General features: G+C 38.3%; 13 protein-coding genes and 1 riboswitch. Of the genes, 4 read left to right on the plus strand and 9 right to left on the minus strand.

Going from position 1 to position 17,999, the window contains the following annotated elements; translation table 11 throughout:
* Nucleotides 1-33 precede the first annotated feature (33 nt).
* Nucleotides 34-840 (plus strand): N-acetylmuramic acid 6-phosphate etherase, encoded by an 807-nt coding sequence (gene murQ, locus L2B55_RS17260; protein WP_237847449.1) that lies wholly within the window; start codon nt 34-36, stop codon nt 838-840.
* Nucleotides 841-847: 7 nt separating this feature from the next.
* Nucleotides 848-1,417 (plus strand): hypothetical protein, encoded by a 570-nt coding sequence (locus L2B55_RS17265; protein ID WP_237847450.1) that lies wholly within the window; start codon nt 848-850, stop codon nt 1,415-1,417.
* Between the two features lie 58 nt (nt 1,418-1,475).
* On the opposite strand, the gene phoU is transcribed toward L2B55_RS17265, so the two are convergent.
* The 5 genes from phoU to L2B55_RS17290 form a co-directional block, all read right to left on the minus strand.
* A complete protein-coding gene (phoU, locus tag L2B55_RS17270) occupies nt 1,476-2,171 on the minus strand; it encodes a phosphate signaling complex protein PhoU (RefSeq protein ID WP_237847451.1) in 696 nt (231 codons plus the stop codon).
* 93 nt (nt 2,172-2,264) lie between these two features.
* Nucleotides 2,265-3,017: a phosphate ABC transporter ATP-binding protein PstB gene (pstB, locus tag L2B55_RS17275; RefSeq protein ID WP_237847452.1), complete on the minus strand. Its 753-nt coding sequence runs from the start codon at nt 3,015-3,017 to the stop codon at nt 2,265-2,267.
* An 89-nt stretch (nt 3,018-3,106) separates the two neighbouring features.
* Nucleotides 3,107-3,964, minus strand: a complete 858-nt coding sequence (pstA, locus tag L2B55_RS17280; RefSeq protein WP_237847453.1) for a phosphate ABC transporter permease PstA — start codon at nt 3,962-3,964, stop codon at nt 3,107-3,109.
* Nucleotides 3,957-4,835: a phosphate ABC transporter permease subunit PstC gene (gene pstC / locus L2B55_RS17285; RefSeq protein WP_237847455.1), complete on the minus strand. Its 879-nt coding sequence runs from the start codon at nt 4,833-4,835 to the stop codon at nt 3,957-3,959. The genes pstA and pstC overlap by 8 nt, the downstream gene beginning before the upstream one ends.
* Nucleotides 4,836-4,934: 99 nt before the next feature.
* Nucleotides 4,935-5,951: a PstS family phosphate ABC transporter substrate-binding protein gene (locus L2B55_RS17290; protein WP_237847456.1), complete on the minus strand. Its 1,017-nt coding sequence runs from the start codon at nt 5,949-5,951 to the stop codon at nt 4,935-4,937.
* Nucleotides 5,952-6,317: 366 nt separating this feature from the next.
* Nucleotides 6,318-6,419: riboswitch (SAM riboswitch) on the plus strand.
* A 143-nt stretch (nt 6,420-6,562) separates the two neighbouring features.
* Between L2B55_RS17290 and metH the strand changes: the two genes are divergently transcribed.
* On the plus strand, nt 6,563-10,261 hold the full coding sequence (gene metH, locus L2B55_RS17295; protein ID WP_237850305.1) for a methionine synthase: 3,699 nt from the start codon (nt 6,563-6,565) through the stop codon (nt 10,259-10,261).
* A 61-nt stretch (nt 10,262-10,322) separates the two neighbouring features.
* On the plus strand, nt 10,323-11,276 hold the full coding sequence (gene metF, locus L2B55_RS17300; protein ID WP_237847458.1) for a methylenetetrahydrofolate reductase [NAD(P)H]: 954 nt from the start codon (nt 10,323-10,325) through the stop codon (nt 11,274-11,276).
* Nucleotides 11,277-11,350: 74 nt separating this feature from the next.
* Here the strand turns inward: metF and L2B55_RS17305 are convergent, their stop codons facing one another.
* The 4 genes from L2B55_RS17305 to L2B55_RS17320 form a co-directional block, all read right to left on the minus strand.
* Complete coding sequence (locus L2B55_RS17305) at nt 11,351-12,649, minus strand: RagB/SusD family nutrient uptake outer membrane protein (RefSeq protein WP_237847460.1); 1,299 nt, start codon at nt 12,647-12,649, stop codon at nt 11,351-11,353.
* 18 nt (nt 12,650-12,667) lie between these two features.
* On the minus strand, nt 12,668-15,784 hold the full coding sequence (locus L2B55_RS17310; RefSeq protein ID WP_237847461.1) for a SusC/RagA family TonB-linked outer membrane protein: 3,117 nt from the start codon (nt 15,782-15,784) through the stop codon (nt 12,668-12,670).
* A gap of 483 nt (nt 15,785-16,267) precedes the next feature.
* Entirely contained in the window at nt 16,268-16,822 is a 555-nt protein-coding gene (locus L2B55_RS17315) for an SRPBCC family protein (RefSeq protein WP_237847462.1), read from the minus strand.
* Between the two features lie 129 nt (nt 16,823-16,951).
* A complete protein-coding gene (locus tag L2B55_RS17320) occupies nt 16,952-17,902 on the minus strand; it encodes a glycosyltransferase family 2 protein (protein ID WP_237847463.1) in 951 nt (316 codons plus the stop codon).
* Between the last annotated feature and the right edge of the window lie 97 nt (nt 17,903-17,999).

Raw genomic sequence — 17,999 nt, forward strand, 5'->3', positions numbered from 1 at the left:
AAATTTGTTGCAGATATAACCCTGACCCATTTTATGCATAGAACTACCGAGTCGGATTCAAAATACAACCATTTAGAGCAAATGTCGGTTGCCGAATTGCTTATAAATATCAACAACGAAGACAAGACTGTTCCTTTTGCCATTGAAAAAGCTCTACCTGCCATTGAAGCCTTAGTAGAACAAATTGTTGCTCGCATGAAAAAAGGCGGTCGGCTATTTTACATCGGTGCCGGCACCAGCGGCCGATTAGGAATTGTTGACGCATCTGAATGCCCTCCTACTTTTGGAGTACCTTTTGATTTAGTTATTGGCATTATTGCCGGCGGAGATTCTGCAATACGCAAAGCTGTTGAATTTGCAGAGGATGATACCGAGCAAGCTTGGCTTGACCTTTCGCAGTACAAAATAAACGACAAAGACACCTTAATCGGAATTGCAGCTTCAGGCACCACCCCATATGTTATTGGGGGCATGGAAGAGGCCAATAAAAACAACGTACTTACAGGCTGCATTGTTTGCAATGAAGGAAGCCCAATTGCCGCCTTGGCAAAATATCCGGTTGAAGTTGTGGTAGGTTCTGAATTTGTTACCGGCTCTACCCGTATGAAAGCAGGAACTGCTCAAAAATTAGTATTAAATATGATTTCCACCTCGGCAATGATCAAACTTGGCCGTATTAAAGGAAACAAAATGGTTGATATGCAGTTAAGTAACAATAAGCTGATTGACCGTGGTATAAACATGGTAATGAATGCTACTGGTGCCAATCGTGACATAGCCGAAAAGCTTCTGAATGAATACGGCAGTGTGCGAAAGGCTGTAGAGAACTATAAAAACTGAGGTTGAAATGCACGATATAGAACCTTACTATAATTGGCGTGATTATTACGTGGCATCTGAGGATAAATTGTCTCCGTTCTATAATCGTGAGTACAGCGAGTTCTACTACGACAAAACTGTTTACAACTACTACATTCACCCGCAATGGGATTTCTTCGGCTCCAACACACTTTATATAAAAATTCTGTTTGTTGATTATGCAATAGGCTGTTGCATTATTGAGTTAATTGGAGAATGGAATGACTGCATAAATAACGACATAATGCTTCTTAAGCGCGAAGTTATTGAAAATATCATGATTGAAGGAGTTGATAAATTTATATTGATTGGAGAAAACGTCCTAAACTTTCACGGATCCGATGATTCGTATTATGAAGAATGGTTTCAGGAAATTGACGAAGGATGGATTGCAATGATCAATTTCAGAGAACATGTTACCAGTGAAATGCGTAACACTAACATTGACTATTATGTTAATATTGGAGGCGAACTGGATGACCTGGGATGGCGAACGCAAAAACCACAACAGCTTTACCAGAAGGTTGAAGATCTTATAACGAAACGCTTATCGTTTTAAAAAAAAGCAGGATGAAAAGAATTTCAATCCTGCTTTTTTAATACTTTAAATTCCAACCCTATTCCTCTTCCTTACTAAAGTTTTCCATAAAACTGGACTTTTTACCATGTTTTAACACTTTGGCTTCAAGGAAGAAAATAATTTCTTCGGCAATATTGGTAATATGATCACCCACTCTTTCAAGCTTACGAATGATGGTCAGCAAATAGAGAGCCTGCATCATGTTATCAATATTACCTCTGATATATGCTGCAATAATATCGGTTGCAGATTTATTAATTTCATCAAGTATACTATCCATACTAAACACTGTACGGGCTAGCTTTGCATTACGCTCCGCGTATGCACGATTGGACGCATTTAGCATTAATTTAACCGTTTCAGCCATTTCATGAAAACGACACTCTTCCAATAAATGCATATCAAAACCACGTTCGGCCTCCAAAACATAATGTGCTATGCCTTCAGCATTGTCTCCAATACGTTCCAGATTATAATTGATTTTTAAAGTGGCGAAAACAAAGCGCATATCATTGGCAAAAGGATTTAAGAGCGTGAAAATGTTTTCACAATCCTTGTCAATTTTCAACTCATAAGCATTTACTCTTTTTTCATTGAAAATAACTTCTCTCGCCAAACCTTTATCCTCGTCTAACAATGAAGCGATACATTTTTCCACTTGGCCCTCAACCAAACTGGCCATATCGTTCATTTGATAGAAAAGTTTTTGTAATTCTTCTTCTAAGTGTGTCATAGCAAATGCGATTAAAAACGCAAAGTAAGTTTTTTAGATTGTTAGCAGAAGTTAATTTATAAACTTCCAACAGTGAAAAAGCAATTTTAAAAATCAACCAAATCTTCCAGTAACGTAATTTTGCGTAGCCTCTTTTGCTGGGTTAGTAAATATTACTGATGTATCATCGTACTCAATTAACTCACCTAAATAAAAGAAGGCCGTTTTATCACTGATACGAGCAGCCTGTTGCATGTTGTGTGTTACAATAACAATACTGTACCTGCTCTTAAGATCATGGATCAACTCTTCAATTTTAGCTGTTGAAATCGGGTCAAGCGCAGAAGCGGGCTCGTCCATCAAAATCACGGAAGGTTCTACCGCTAAGGTTCTGGCAATGCACAAACGTTGCTGCTGACCACCCGACAATGCCAATGCCGATTTTTTCAAATCATCTTTAACCTCATCCCAAAGTGCAGCCTGACGCAAAGAACGCTCAACAGTTTCATCAATGAACTTCTTATGATTGATTCCATTAATTCTCAACCCATAAGCCACATTTTCATATATTGATTTTGGAAATGGATTAGGCTTTTGAAACACCATTCCAATTTTCTTCCGATGGTCAACAACGTTGATTTTACTTTTGTAAATATCTCTACCGTCAATAAAAATCTCCCCATCAATACGGCAATTTTCGATCAAATCGTTCATGCGATTAAAGCAACGTAAGAAAGTAGATTTACCACATCCCGACGGGCCGATGAATGCTGTAACAGTATTAGCCTTAATACCCATGCTGATACCTTTTAAAGCATGCTTTTCACCATAAAACAACTGAACGTCTTTAGCTTCTAATTTATACATATCTTTTCGGATGCGAGATATGAGATGTATGCTGTGAGAACCTCATTTTTCTCACTGGTCGCATTTCATATCGCAATTCTCAAAACTAATTAATACTTCACTCTTTTGTTATGACGGTTTCGCAAAAATACTGCTATACCATTCAACACAAATACAAATAACAATAATATAATGATAGCGGCGGCAGCGTTTACCACAAATCCTTGCTGAGGACGGCTAGTCCAGTTGAAAATTTGAATTGGCAAAACCGTAAACTGATCCATTGGCGTTTTAGGGGCAAATGGCACATATACCAAAGCTCCCACTACAATTAAGGGTGCAGTTTCACCCACTGCCCGAGAAACGGCTAAAATCATACCCGTTAAAATACTCCCGAAACTGGCAGGCAATACAATGCGGCTAATAGTCTGCCAACGTGTAGCCCCAAGTCCTATAGACGCTTCACGTAATGAACTAGGCACTGCTTTTACAGCCTCTCGCGTAGCCACAATAATTACCGGCAACACCAATAAAGACAAGGTTAAGCTGGCAGCCAAAACACTATTACCCAGCTTCATCAATCTGCCGAATAATTCAAGACCTAAAATACCGTAAATGATGGAAGGAACACCCGCCAGGTTGGCGATGTTCACCTCAATAAATTGGGCAAATCGGTTTTTCTTACCATATTCTTCCAGGTAAACGCCCGCACCAATACCAATTGGGAAAGAAATCATCAAGGTTAAAGTAACCACCCAGATCATACCCATTAAAGCAGTATAAATACCTGCCTTTCCTGGGCGACGCGAAGGAAGGCTGGTAATAAAATCCCAATTGATACGGGTTACCCCTACCGAAATAATATTATAAAGCAATAAGCCCAATACAATTAAGCCTACTGAAGTACAGACAAGTGCAAAGATTTTAAAAGCGTTGTCTTTCAGCTCGTTTTTACGTGCATTATTCATACTTCTGCTGAAATTTACGTTTCATCCAAAACGAAACATTGTTAAGGATAAAGGTTAAACCAAATAATGTAATTCCGGCCGCAAAAATTGAACGGAACTCAATTGAGTTTTGCGGCACATCACCCATACTTACCTGAACAATGTAAGTTGTAATGGTTTCTACTGAATTTAAAGGATTTAAAGTTAACCGAGGTTCTTGTCCTGCGGCAACGGCCACAATCATTGTTTCGCCGATGGCCCTTGAAATAGCCAAAATAACAGAAACGATAACACCCGACGAAGCAGCAGGTAACATAACCTTGAATGCCGTTTGAAGGCGGGTGGATCCCATTCCATAAGCTGCTTCGCGCAGTGAATTAGGAACCGCACTCAATGCATCTTCACTTAATGATGATACATAAGGAATAATCATAATGCCCATAACTAAACCTGCCGACAAAGCGTTAAAGCCTCCTAGCGTCGGAATTAAGCTTTGCAAAATTGGAGTAACAAAAGTTAAGGCAAAGAACCCGTAAACAACCGTTGGTATAGCAGCCAACACTTCGAGCGTAGGTTTGATAATTGCTTTAAAGCGTTTATCAGCATATTCATTTAAATAAATAGCGATAGTTAAGCCAAGTGGTAAGGCAACTAAAATAGCAATAAAGGTTGTTAACAGAGTACCCGAAACCAAGGGTAATATTCCAAACTTTTTATTGGCAAAAAGTGGAGTCCATTCTGTACCGGTAAAAAACTCAATAATTGAAACGTCTTTGAAAAATTGGACCGTTTCAATTGTAAGGATAATAATGATTCCTAATGTGGTTAAGATAGTGACGGAACTGCAAAACAACAGTATTCCTTCAATTATCTTCTCTTTAACCTTTTGCATTTAATAGATTATGTTTGAACCAATTACTCATGTAAGCCCCGACACCTGTATAATGAGCAGATTCCGGGGCTTACAATTAAATATGTTTAAAAAACTGAATTACTTTCCTTCTTCAATTTTAAGAAGGTCAGCCATTTTTGTTCCAACAGTAGATTTTCCGTTAACGAATACTGTGCCTGTAATTTTTTTGTTTAGACGATCCTGAATCAGTTTGTATTCTTCTGCACTTAAAGGAACGTAACCAATTTCTTTTGCCAAACGACCGGCGTTCTCTACGTAAAACTTAGCAAAATCTACTACTTCTTTACGCTCACATGATTTGCTGTTGATATAGATGAAAATAGGACGAGACAAAGGCTGGTAAGTTCCATTTCCAACAGTTTCCTGACTAGGAGAAACAGGTCCGTTTCCACCATCAATTGGAATTAATTTTAATTTATCCTGATTTTGCTCATAATAAGCTAAACCGAAATAAGCTAAACCGCCTTTATCTTGAGATACTCCTTGTACTAACACGTTATCATCTTCACTAGCAGTATAATCACCACGAGAAGCACCTTTTTTACCACAAATAGCTTCGGTGAAGTAATCGTAAGTACCCGAGGCAGTACCTGCTCCGTATAATTTGATTGGCTCTTTAGGGAAAGTCGGACGAATCTGATCCCAAGTTTTAATTGTTCCCTGAGCTGCAGGTTCCCAAAGCTTTTTAAGCTCAGCAACCGTTAGATGATCAATAAAAGTGTTTTGTTTACTAACTACTACCGCTAAACCGTCAAACGCAATCGGAATTTCGATAAAGTTAATTCCGGCTTTAGTACAAGCTTCAATTTCTTCTGCAGTAATTGGACGAGATGCATCACTGATGTCAATCTCATTTCTTGAGAATTTCTTAAATCCTCCACCTGTTCCCGATTCTCCCACAGTAACATTCACTTCTGATTGCACTCCTCTAAATTCTTCTGCAACTGCTTCTGAAATTGGGTAAACAGTACTTGATCCGTCAATTTTAACACTTCCGGTTTGACTGCCAGAATTACTATTTGTGTTCGCTTTTTGTCCGCCGCCACATGATGTTAAAAATGCCGCGGTTGTTAGTAAAAAAAATATCCTTTTCATTTTTCCTTGGATGGCTAAGTTTTCGAACACAAAAGAGAAAGAAAAAGATTACTTAAATATTAATCCAATGTTAAGTAAATGTTAAATAACATTTGATTAACAATTTATTCACTTTAACGCTGAATTACAAGCATTTATTAAATAAAAATTTAATAAAATATATTAACCGAATATTAATTTTCATTCACCATCATCAAACAGCCTAGTCATTTCATCAAATTAATTAACATTAACTTCCGCCATTTAACACCTAATGTTAACACAAATACCTCAAATTTAAACCTGTGATAAATTAAATAGCAAGGATTGCTACACTTTTTTAACAAAATCGTTTGGTTTTCACCAGTTAATTAATGACTTTTGTATCGCTTATAAAGAAAGACGGAGGGAATAGACCCAATGAAGTCTTGGCAACCTGTGCTTACAAGGTGCCAAATTCTATCCCAACTATATGGGAGCAGATGAGCATAGTGGATTTCTCCACTTGATGAACTCTAATAAGCAAGATTTTTTAAACTAACACTGAGTTATCACGTGTTGGCCTTTAGGCAACAAAAGTAATTGTTCAAACATACTTTATTTTGGATTTAACCAAGAATGGATTGAAATTGATGGCAGATATTAAAGAACTACTAAAAAACCGGATTTTGGTGCTCGATGGAGCCATGGGAACAATGATTCAGCGTTATAAGTTGCAAGAAGAAGATTTCCGAGGCGAAAGATTTAAAAACCATCCTTCCGACCTTAAAGGTAATAATGACCTATTGAGCATTACACGGCCGGATGTTATTAAAGCTATTCATCGCGAGTACCTAGAGGCTGGAGCAGATATTATTGAAACTAATACATTTAGTGGCACTAGTATAGCTATGGCTGATTATCACATGGAAGATTTGGTATATGAACTAAATTATGAATCAGCCAAAATTGCAAAGGAAGTAACCACTGAATTCAATACTGTAAACCCAGAAAATCCGCGTTTTGTAGCCGGCGCCATCGGTCCAACGAACCGTACAGCATCTTTATCTCCAGATGTTAACGACCCTGGATATCGAGCCATAACTTTCGACCAGTTGGTTGAAGCCTATACAGAACAAGTAAGAGGGTTGGTTGATGGTGGAGCTGACATTCTTTTGGTAGAAACCATATTTGATACACTTAATGCCAAAGCGGCTTTATTTGCGATTGATCAATATTTTGAAACCAATAATATTAAACTACCGATCATGGTTTCGGGAACTATTACCGATGCCAGTGGTAGAACCCTCTCAGGGCAAACAGCTGAAGCATTTCTGATATCGCTATCAAATTTTGACTTGCTATCTATCGGTTTTAACTGTGCTTTGGGAGCCAAAGATATGCGCCCATACCTGGAAGAACTTGCGGAGAAAGCGCCATTTTTTATCGGAGCTTATCCAAATGCCGGCTTGCCCAATCAGTTTGGAGAGTACGACGAAACTCCTGAACAAATGCTTAGCCAAATTCGCGATTTCTTATCGAGCGGCTTTGTAAACATTATTGGTGGTTGCTGTGGAACTACTCCTGACCATATTCGAGCTATAGCAGAAGAAGCGAAAAAACACAACCCTCGCCAGCTTAAGCAGCCGTTGTCTTATTTACGCCTAAGTGGTCTGGAGCCAATAGTCATAACTCCTGAAACCAATTTTGTAAACATAGGTGAGCGAACCAACATTACAGGCTCTCCCAAGTTTGCTAAGCTGATCTTAGCAGGCGACTATGAAGCAGCCCTGGCTGTTGCCCGCCAGCAGGTTGAGGGCGGCGCTCAAGTGATTGATGTGAACATGGACGAAGGCATGCTGGATTCAGAAGCGGCTATGGTTAAATTCCTGAATTTATTAGCTTCTGAACCTGATATTGCCAAATTGCCAATTATGATCGACTCTTCTAAATGGAGTGTGATCGAAGCTGGTTTAAAATGCCTGCAAGGGAAAGGCATTGTCAACTCTATTTCACTAAAAGAGGGAGAAGAAAAGTTCAAAGAGTATGCTCGCAAAATAAAACGCTACGGAGCCGCAACTGTGGTAATGGCCTTCGATGAGCAGGGACAGGCAGACTCTTATAAACGTCGTATAGAAATTTGTGAACGTTCTTACAGAATCTTAGTTGATGAAATTGGTTTTGCACCACAAGACATCATCTTCGATCCCAATATTTTAACAGTTGCCACAGGGTTAGAAGAGCACAATAACTATGCAGTAGACTTCATTGAAGCTACCCGATGGATAAAACAAAATTTGCCATTAGCCAAGGTAAGTGGTGGCGTAAGTAATATTTCGTTTTCTTTCCGCGGAAACAATACCGTTCGCGAAGCAATGCACTCTGCCTTTTTATATCATGCAATAAAGGCAGGCTTAGACATGGGGATTGTCAATGCCGGAATGCTGGAGGTTTATCAGGAAATTCCCAAAGACTTGCTTGAACTGGTAGAGGATGTTCTTCTAAACAGAAGAGATGACGCTACTGAACGATTAGTAAGTTTTGCTGAAACAGTTAAAGCAAAAGGTAAAACTATTGTTAAAGACGAAGAATGGCGTAAAGAGCCGGTTGAGAAACGCTTAAGCCATGCTTTAGTCAAAGGAATTATTGAATACCTGGATGAGGATGTTGAAGAAGCTCGCCAGCAATACCCCCGCCCACTACAAGTAATTGAAGGACCATTAATGGATGGAATGAACGTTGTAGGCGACTTGTTTGGATCAGGAAAGATGTTCTTGCCGCAAGTAGTAAAATCAGCCAGAGTAATGAAAAAGGCTGTTGCTTATTTACTGCCATATATTGAGGCTGAGAAAATATTACTTCAGGAAAGCGGGAATGCTTCGGAAGAAACACAGCGATCTGGAGCAGGAAAAATTCTCCTTGCCACTGTAAAAGGCGACGTTCATGATATCGGAAAAAATATTGTGGGAGTGGTATTGGCATGTAATAATTACCAAATCATTGATTTAGGTGTTATGGTTTCATGCCAACAGATCTTGGAAACTGCACGCAAAGAGAACGTTGATATTATTGGATTAAGCGGCCTGATCACCCCTTCGCTGGATGAAATGGTTTACGTTGCCAAAGAAATGGAACGGGAAGGCTTTAATATTCCATTATTGATCGGTGGTGCCACTACCTCAAGAGTACATACAGCAGTCAAAATCTCTCCAAATTATAACGGCCCTGTGGTGCATGTATTAGATGCATCGCGCTCTGTTCCTGTTGCTGGAAGTTTATTGAATGATGAACAGAAAGGAAATTTCATGGCTGGCATAACCAAAGAATATGATCAGTTAAGAGATTTCCATTTGAATAAAAAGTCAACTAAAACATTTGTGCCAATTGAAGTGGCTCGTGAACGAAGACTACAACTGAATTGGGACGGCTATCAGCCTAAGAAGCCTTCATTTATTGGAACAAAGGTCTTTAGCGACTTTAACTTAGCTGATCTAGTAAACTATATCGACTGGACTCCATTTTTCCATACTTGGGAATTATATGGTAGTTATCCTAAAATTTTGAAGGATGAAGTGGTTGGTATTGAAGCTAAAAAACTTTTTGATGATGCTCAGGTGCTACTGCAGCGCATTGTTAATGAAAAGTTGCTTACTGCTCGCGGCGTAATTGGCTTTTGGCCGGCAAACTCTATTGGGCATGACGATATTGAATTGTATAAAGATGAATCCCGTAAGGAAAAATTAACAACTATACACACATTACGTCAGCAAATAGAAAAGGCTCAGAACATTCCGTATTTCGCATTAGCCGACTTTATCGCACCAAAGGAAACCGAAATTGAAGATTATTGGGGTGGATTTGCAGTAACAACGGGAATCGGTTTAGATCAATTGGTAGAGGAATTTGAAAGCCAATACGACGACTATAACAGCATCATGGCCAAAGCACTTGCGGATCGTTTGGCAGAAGCATTTGCCGAACGAATGCACGAGCTGGTACGTAAAGAATATTGGGGATACGATGCTAGTGAACAGTTCAACAACGAAGAATTGATTGAAGAACGTTATAAAGGTATTCGTCCGGCTCCAGGGTATCCAGCTTGCCCAGATCATACAGAGAAAACCACCTTGTTTGATATTTTGGATGCACAAGCCAACACTGGAATTTTTTTAACGGAAAGCTTAGCAATGTATCCGACTGCGGCTGTAAGTGGATTTTATTTCTCGCACCCTGATTCAAAGTATTTTGGATTAGGTAAAATTCAAAAAGACCAGATTGAAGATTATGCAATCAGGAAAAATATGAGCATCGAAGAGGCAGAGAAATGGATGGCTCCGAATTTAGCTTATTAGTTTGATTAAGATTTGTGAATTCAATAGCAGAATACACAAATGAAAACACACAAAATTTAAAATGAAAATAACCGAACATATACAAAACGCGAAGAAACCACTCTTCTCTTTTGAGTTGTTGCCACCAATGAAAGGTCAAAGCATCGATCAAATTTTTGAGGCGATTGAACCGCTTATGGAATTTGAACCACCTTTTATTGATGTAACCTATCATCGTGAAGATTTCATCTATAAAAAGCAACCAAACGGGCTACTAGAAAAGGTATCTACCAGAAAACGTCCCGGAACGGTTAGTATTTGTGCTGCTATTCAATTTAAATATAAGGTTGATGCTGTACCGCATTTAATATGTGGTGGTTTTACCAAGGAGGACACTGAAAATGCGCTTATTGAGCTTAAGTTTTTAGGCATTGATAACGTTTTGGTACTTCGTGGTGATGCCCGCAAAGAAGATGGTGGTTTTATTCCTGAAACAGGAGGGCACTCCTATGCCTCTGAATTAATTGAGCAAGTTATTAACTTAAACAATGGTAAATTCTTGCATGAAGAATACAGCGGCCCGAATGGAACAGATTTTTGCATCGGTGTTGCTGGTTACCCGGAAAAACATTTTGAAGCCCCTAACTTGAAAACGGATTTACGTTATCTTAAAATGAAAGTTGACATGGGCGCAGAATACATTGTGACACAAATGTTTTTTGACAATGAAAAATATGAGAAATTCGTAACTCTTTGTCGTGAAAACGGAATTAATGTTCCAATTATACCTGGATTAAAACCCTTAACGACCAAAAAGCAACTGACTTTACTCCCTAAAGTATTCAGTATCGATATCCCGGAAGAATTAGCCGATGCTGTTGCCGACTGCAAAACCGACAAGGAAGTAAGAGAAGTGGGTATTGAATGGTGTATTCAACAATCAAAGGGTTTAATTGATCTGGGGGCCCCATGCCTGCATTACTATACCATGGGTAAATCAGATACAATAAGAAGAATAGGCAAAGCAGTTTTTTAATTAGAAACTTACCTTATAAAAGAGGTACTGTTTTAAATAACAAATAAAACAGTACCTCTTTTATATATCCCTTCTTAAAAATCTGGATTTTTTGGAGTATTAGGGTTATTATCTCTTTCTGCATTTGGATAAGGGTAAAAGTTGCGTCCCCTCTCAGAATTAGGCCTATTGAAGCGACGCATATCTTCTAACTTAAGACCCGACATGTATAGCTCAATACACCTATGCTTATATATCTGATCTAATAACTCTTGTTGGGAACCCACGCTTACCGGAGGTAATGAAGCGCCTACCCCAAATGGATCAGAAGCCGCTGTTTTGGTCACCACTTTATTTAATTCGGCCAAACCGTTCACCAGATCATTTTTACGAGTATATACTTCAGATTTTATCAGAGTTATTTCTCCAGGTAAATAAAGAGGAAAAGGAGTGTCTAAAGCAACACCAAAGCCTTTTATTCTAAACCGTGGAGGAATTGTTGGATTAATAACCGTATAAAAAGGCACCCGTTGATCAGCCAGATCAGGTTGTAGAGGAACTTTCAACCCTAAAGTAGAATCAATTGGCTGATAGACATTGTTGGATGCAGTTGCGGTCTGATAAATCGGGTTTTGTGTTGTTACGTCAAAATTCAATACTGATCTTTTAGTTAAGTCAACAGCATTGGCAGCAGATAAAGCTAAGTCATAATTTCCTACAGCAAGAGCATACCTTGCTTTTAAGGCATTAAGTGTATTCGAAATATCAATGCCAGGTGGAATATTACCGAGGAAAGTAGTGCTAATAGGATTTGTATTGATGATGCTCAATGCCTGATCAATTGCGGAAATTGCCATATTGTACCCATCTGTTCTTCCTACAAAGCCAATATTTACTCCAATGCCTTGCGGCACCTGCTCCCAACCTCTTGCCATATTACCCAATGCCAAGGCCTTGAAAATTGTAGAATAACCAATTAAGCCGCTTACGTAACCTTTGTCGGATTGTAACTGTGATGCTTCAATTATCCTGTTAGCATCGTAAATAATTTTATTACTATTGGACCACAACCCTACAAGAATAGTGTTATTCCCGTCAACTGCAATTCCTCCAGTATTTAATTGAGCCTCAGGCAAATTGCCTGGGTTAACAAGGAAAAACTCTTTAGTGGTAAATCCGTTGCTGGTCACTGAGTTATACAAAGAGCTGGCTCTTCCAAATGTATAATCGCGCTGTAAGCCAATCACTGCACCCGTTAAACCTTGTAAGGTTCCAAAAACAGCATCTTCAGGCACCCTTGTTGGATCTGAGAAATCTTTCCCGCATCCCACCACCATAAAAAAGCAAGCTGCCAATATGATAATGGGAGATCGTTTTATGTTGATTTTTATCATGATCGTCTTAGTTAAAGGTTAAAACTTAGCTTGAATTCCAATACTATAAGTCCGTGGAATAGGAACAGCACCAAAGTCAATTCCTCTTAATACCGTGCTTTGCCCACCTGCATTTACCTCAGGATCATAACCTTTATAATCATCCCATGAAACAAGGTTACGTCCGCTTACATTAACTGTTAAATCTTTAAAAAACTTAAGCTTACCGATATTATAACCCAATGATATTTCCCTTAGTTTAACAAAAGAACCATCATCTATACGCCATTGTTCAATCGTATAAATTCCTGCTATGTATCCACGAGGTAATAAGCCCAGATGCTCTTGCTCTGCAACTTTACCGTTTCCAACTCCCTGTCGGGTCCTGAAATCAGCATTAAACACATCTACCCCCTGAACAGCATCAAGTTGAAATCGGAAAGATAACTTCTTATAGATAAAGTCATTTACTAAGGTTGAGGTATAGTCGGGATTGGGATCTCCAATCACTCTGCGGAGTTGTGCTCCTGTAGGAAGTCCATTAGCATCTCGTTGAGTCGTGTATGACAGTGTTGAATTTTGCACTCCACGCTCGAACTGAGGAATCCCGGCTGTATTAGTTACTAAATTCCCATTTGCATCTGTTGCAAAGAAAGTCCCATAAAACACACCAATTGGCTCGCCTTCAATAATGGCAATAGGAGCGCCGGAATTAGTACTTAACAATCTCAGAGCTCCAGTTCCGAGGGCTTTGTTTCTGTTTCTGTTAAAGATAAATGAAATATTCCAACTAAAATTATCCTTTCGTACTGGAGTACCATTCAACACCATTTCAAATCCCTTATTTTCCATCGACCCAACATTGTCCAATAAACTAGAGTAGCCTGTTGTTGGCGCTGTTACAACAGGGAAAAGAAGGTCATTAACCTTTTTATTATACCAATTAAACTGAAGGCTAATCCGATTGTTCAAAAAGGCCATATCCGTCCCTATCTCTAATTCGTTCTGACGTTCAGGTGCGATGTTCTGATTTGCAAGTTGAGTACTCGAATAAAAAGCTGACTTCCCTAATAAAGGAGTGGTGAGATATGCATTAAATCGTTCAAACGCTCCAATACCTGTTAAGTTTCCGGATTGGCCATAAGCTAACCTCAATTTAAACACGTCCCACCAAGATGAAACACCAAAGTTTTTCCAATAATCAGCGGACGATAACACATAACTGGCGCTTGCTTTTAAATATACCTGATCCCGATTCTCCGAACCAAATACCGAAGATCCGTCGAAACGAACTGCACCTGTAACAAAGAAATGTCCTTTATATTTTAAGTTTTCCTGCAAATACGCCCCGGAAACAGATATCTCCCCCCTCACATCTGTACTTGGAAGTACAGTACTAGCCCCATTTACAGTTTCAACAACAACACCCCTACCCTGAAGTAATGAATAGGAAGTCTTTTCATATTGGCTTGAATAGCCTAGTTGTGTCGTAGAAGCCCACTCATCGGAGATATTCCATTCATAAGTAGCATTCACTTCATTATTAATTTGAAATACAGTATTACTGGCTTTACCTGTATACCCGTTTTGTGTGGCATTTAAAGTAGGTCCTCCACCGTAAAAGTCAGGATTAACATTGTAAGGAAACGGAGGAATAAATGTTTGCCCATTTTGAGTGTAATTGTCAATTCCAAGGGTATAATCAATTGTCAAGTTTTTAACTGGAAAGATCTTAATTCCTGCATTACCTATTATTCGATTTGTTTCTTGCCGCTGTTTAATATCTTCAATTACCGAAAGTGGATTAACCCGCCCCCTTTCGCCAACCGCTTGTAATGTTCCTGTTAAACTGTTCCTTGTATAAATGTCATGGAAATTACCAATAATGGTTACCGAGTTCATTGGAGAAAAAAACGAATTACCATCAGGTTTTTCTTTTGAGGAGCTATTTGTGTAGTTCAACCCGCTGGTAAAACTTACCCATTTAGCAATTTTCTGATCCAGATTAAACCTCAAACCGTATCGGGTAAATCCTGTATTCCGAATAATTCCTTCATTGGTAAAATAAGATGCCGATGCAAAATACTTGGTTGCATCACTTCCTCCACTTACAGATATATTATTATCGGACCCCACCCCTGTCTGAAAAATATCATCCTGATAATCATAACGAGTTACAGGTGTGGTATTGGTAAGTGTTGGCGTTAAAATATCTTGGGTTTGTACATCCGGAGACCCTCCAAACTTTGTTGGCGCCTGATTGACATCCAACTTGTTCCGAAGTTCGCTAATAGTTAAAGCAGTTGAAAAATTAACCACTGGCGTTCCCAAACTGCCTCGCTTGGTAAATATTTGGATAACCCCTGCATTAGCTCTTGATCCATAAATTGCAGCTGCGGCAGCCCCGTTTAATACTTCAATCCGTTCAATATCTGACGGATTAATATCCGCCATCCGATTCTGACCAATATTACCCACAAAGTTTCCTCCATCATAGTTACTTGATGTATTGGTTACACGGGTAGTTGAGTTGTTTACAATAACGCCGTCAACAATATATAAAGGTTCTGATCCAGAGTAAACTGAGCTAATCCCTCTAAGTCTAACTGAAATTCCTCCTCCAGGATCTCCTGAGTTTTGAACAATTTGAGCTCCTGCTGTTTTACCTTGCAATGATGTCAAAATATTGCTGGAAGCTCCTTTATTGAGCTGTTCGGCGCTAACAGTACTTACATAGCTACCTAATTGTTTACGTGTTGTACCGGCTGATGCACCTGTAACAATTACTTCATCCAATCCTGTTACATCTTGTGAAAGCGATCCATTCATCGTAATGGTCGATTCTGAGCCTAACGTTACTGACTTACGTAAAGTTTTATACCCTAATAATGAAAATTCAAGATTGTATGTGCCCTGACTTAGTGTAGCTGTTAATGAATATCGTCCGTCTTCTAAGGTAGTAGTAGCTAGGCTGCTATTTTGAATTTTTACAAGTACCCCCGGCAATGTTTCTCCGGTAACCGCATCTTTCACAACTCCATTAATTATGTACTTGCTCGATTGCCCAATTGCTGCTCTAGGATTTAGCAGCAAACAAATTAATGATAGTAAAGTTATGGAAAACTTTAACCACCTGCATGAGTGGATTATCTGCATACTTTAGCATTAATAAAGATTAAACAACATTGATTAATTTAGATTCCTTGCATGTTTGTGCGCTTTATTTTATCAAACAGTATAATTCAAGATAATAAAATTATCATTCACTTTAAAATATTAAAAATCAGTCAGATTTAATTAACATCTGGTTAGATTTATTTCAGAAAGAAACTTGATATTAAAATAAAGGTGAGATAATAAGCCAAAAAAAAGCTATGGAATGAATTTTTAAGAAAAACCGCATAACGGCTTAACTAAATCGTATTTTCAGTAAAGTATCATTCTCATTTTTGCAATATTTTTATCTTTTTATTAAATATTTTTCAATAAAAATTTGTTTTATATAAACTATAACACTAATATTGAAGAAGATTGAGAAAATCATTAGCAAGTTTCTTTCTTCATATACAACCTATATCATCCATTATTTGGATAGCCGACTCAATTAATTTTGGTCGGCTTTTTTGTATTCATTAACCTTTATGGATTAACTGTTTTTTGGGATTCTTTCTCTGATATTTCTTTAAGCATCATCAAACCGTCATCAAAACTTTTTCCTAAGGTTTTATCCATATCCATAAACATCATCATCACATTAAAAGGAAACTCATACTTTGTTTTAAATCCCCAAGTAGCTTTAGTCCCATCATCTATTGGAAGGGCAATAACCCATCCTTGTGAACGACTTTCAAAAGGTCTAATAAACAGCATGTCGTAGTCCATTCGGGTATCTGTTACCTTTTTACTCACTATTTCACCTTCCCCAACTTGCTTATTGCCAACCCAATGATAGGTTGCACCCACATTTCCATCCTCTCCATTTACAACCTCTTTCATAACAGGATCAAACTTTTTCCATGGTGACCAAAGGGTCCATTTTTTAAAATGCACCATATGATCAAACACTATTTCTTGAGGAGCATTTATGACAATTGATCGTTCTAATTGATAATCTTTAGGAGCCCAAATGCCCAAAATAATGAATATAGCAACCAAGGCAATTAGGATAATTGCTAAAAACTTAAGAACTTTCATAACAGAAATTGTTTATCGACAACGGTACTATTACTATTAAATTTATAGTTTAATTTCCTAATATCAAATTAAGAGGATTAAATACTTGCGATATTATTACGAAAGTTTCTTAAAGCTAATTAATTGACTTTAAAGCTCTTCATCAATGTGATAGCGAGGACGAGCTTTGGTTTCAAGGTAGATTTTGCCTAGATATTCCCCTATAATACCGAGGGCAAGTAGTTGAACTCCTCCTAAGAAATACATAGGTAAAGTAATAGATGCCCAGCCAGGAACCGTAAGACCAAAGAAACGCTGAAACAACACCCATAAACTTATTATAAATGAACCAACAAACACAGCAAAGCCAATGTATGTGATCATTTTTAAAGGAAGATTGGAAAAGGATGTTATACCATTGATCGCAAGCTGAATCATCTTCCTGAAAGGGTATTTAGTTATTCCAGCCTTTCTTTCTCTGCGCTCGTAGTAAACCTGGGATGATTTAAAACCCATCAATGGAAATAACCCGCGCAAGAACAAATTTACTTCACGATAGTGCTGAAGCTCCTTAAGTACTTTATTAGAAAGCAATCGAAAATCAGCATGATCATAAATCATGTCCACACCAAGGCGGTGCATAAGTTTATAAAACATTCGTGCCGCACCACGTTTCAACGCCTTATCGGTAGCTCGGCTACTACGAACTCCATAAACGATTTGAGAGCCTTCCTTATATTCAAGCAGCATTTGCTCCAATACAGAAACGTCATCTTGTAAATCGGCATCTAATGATACGCAACAATCAACCTTATTAGTTACGAATGTTAATCCGGCTAAAAGTGCATATTGCTGCCCTACATTATTACTAAGTTTTATGGCGTTAATGAATTCTGTTGAATTGCTCACTAATACGTTCCATGTATTATCTCGACTACCGTCATCTACAAACAATAGGAAGCTTTGAGCGTCAATAATCCCCTTCAATTTGTACTCATTTAGAAGTTGAGACAACTCATTGATAGTAGTTTCTAGAACTGCTTCTTCATTATAACATGGTACTACCAAAGCCAACTTTGGCAGAATTTTCTTATATGCCATTGAACCTATTCTTGCGCAGATAAAGATAGAAAGATTTTAATGTCACTATTGTTCTCTGGGATGCCTGCAGTCCCATTCTTCAATTCGAATTCCTATT

The organism is Solitalea lacus (genome assembly GCF_022014595.1).
Classification (GTDB): domain Bacteria; phylum Bacteroidota; class Bacteroidia; order Sphingobacteriales; family Sphingobacteriaceae; genus Solitalea; species Solitalea lacus.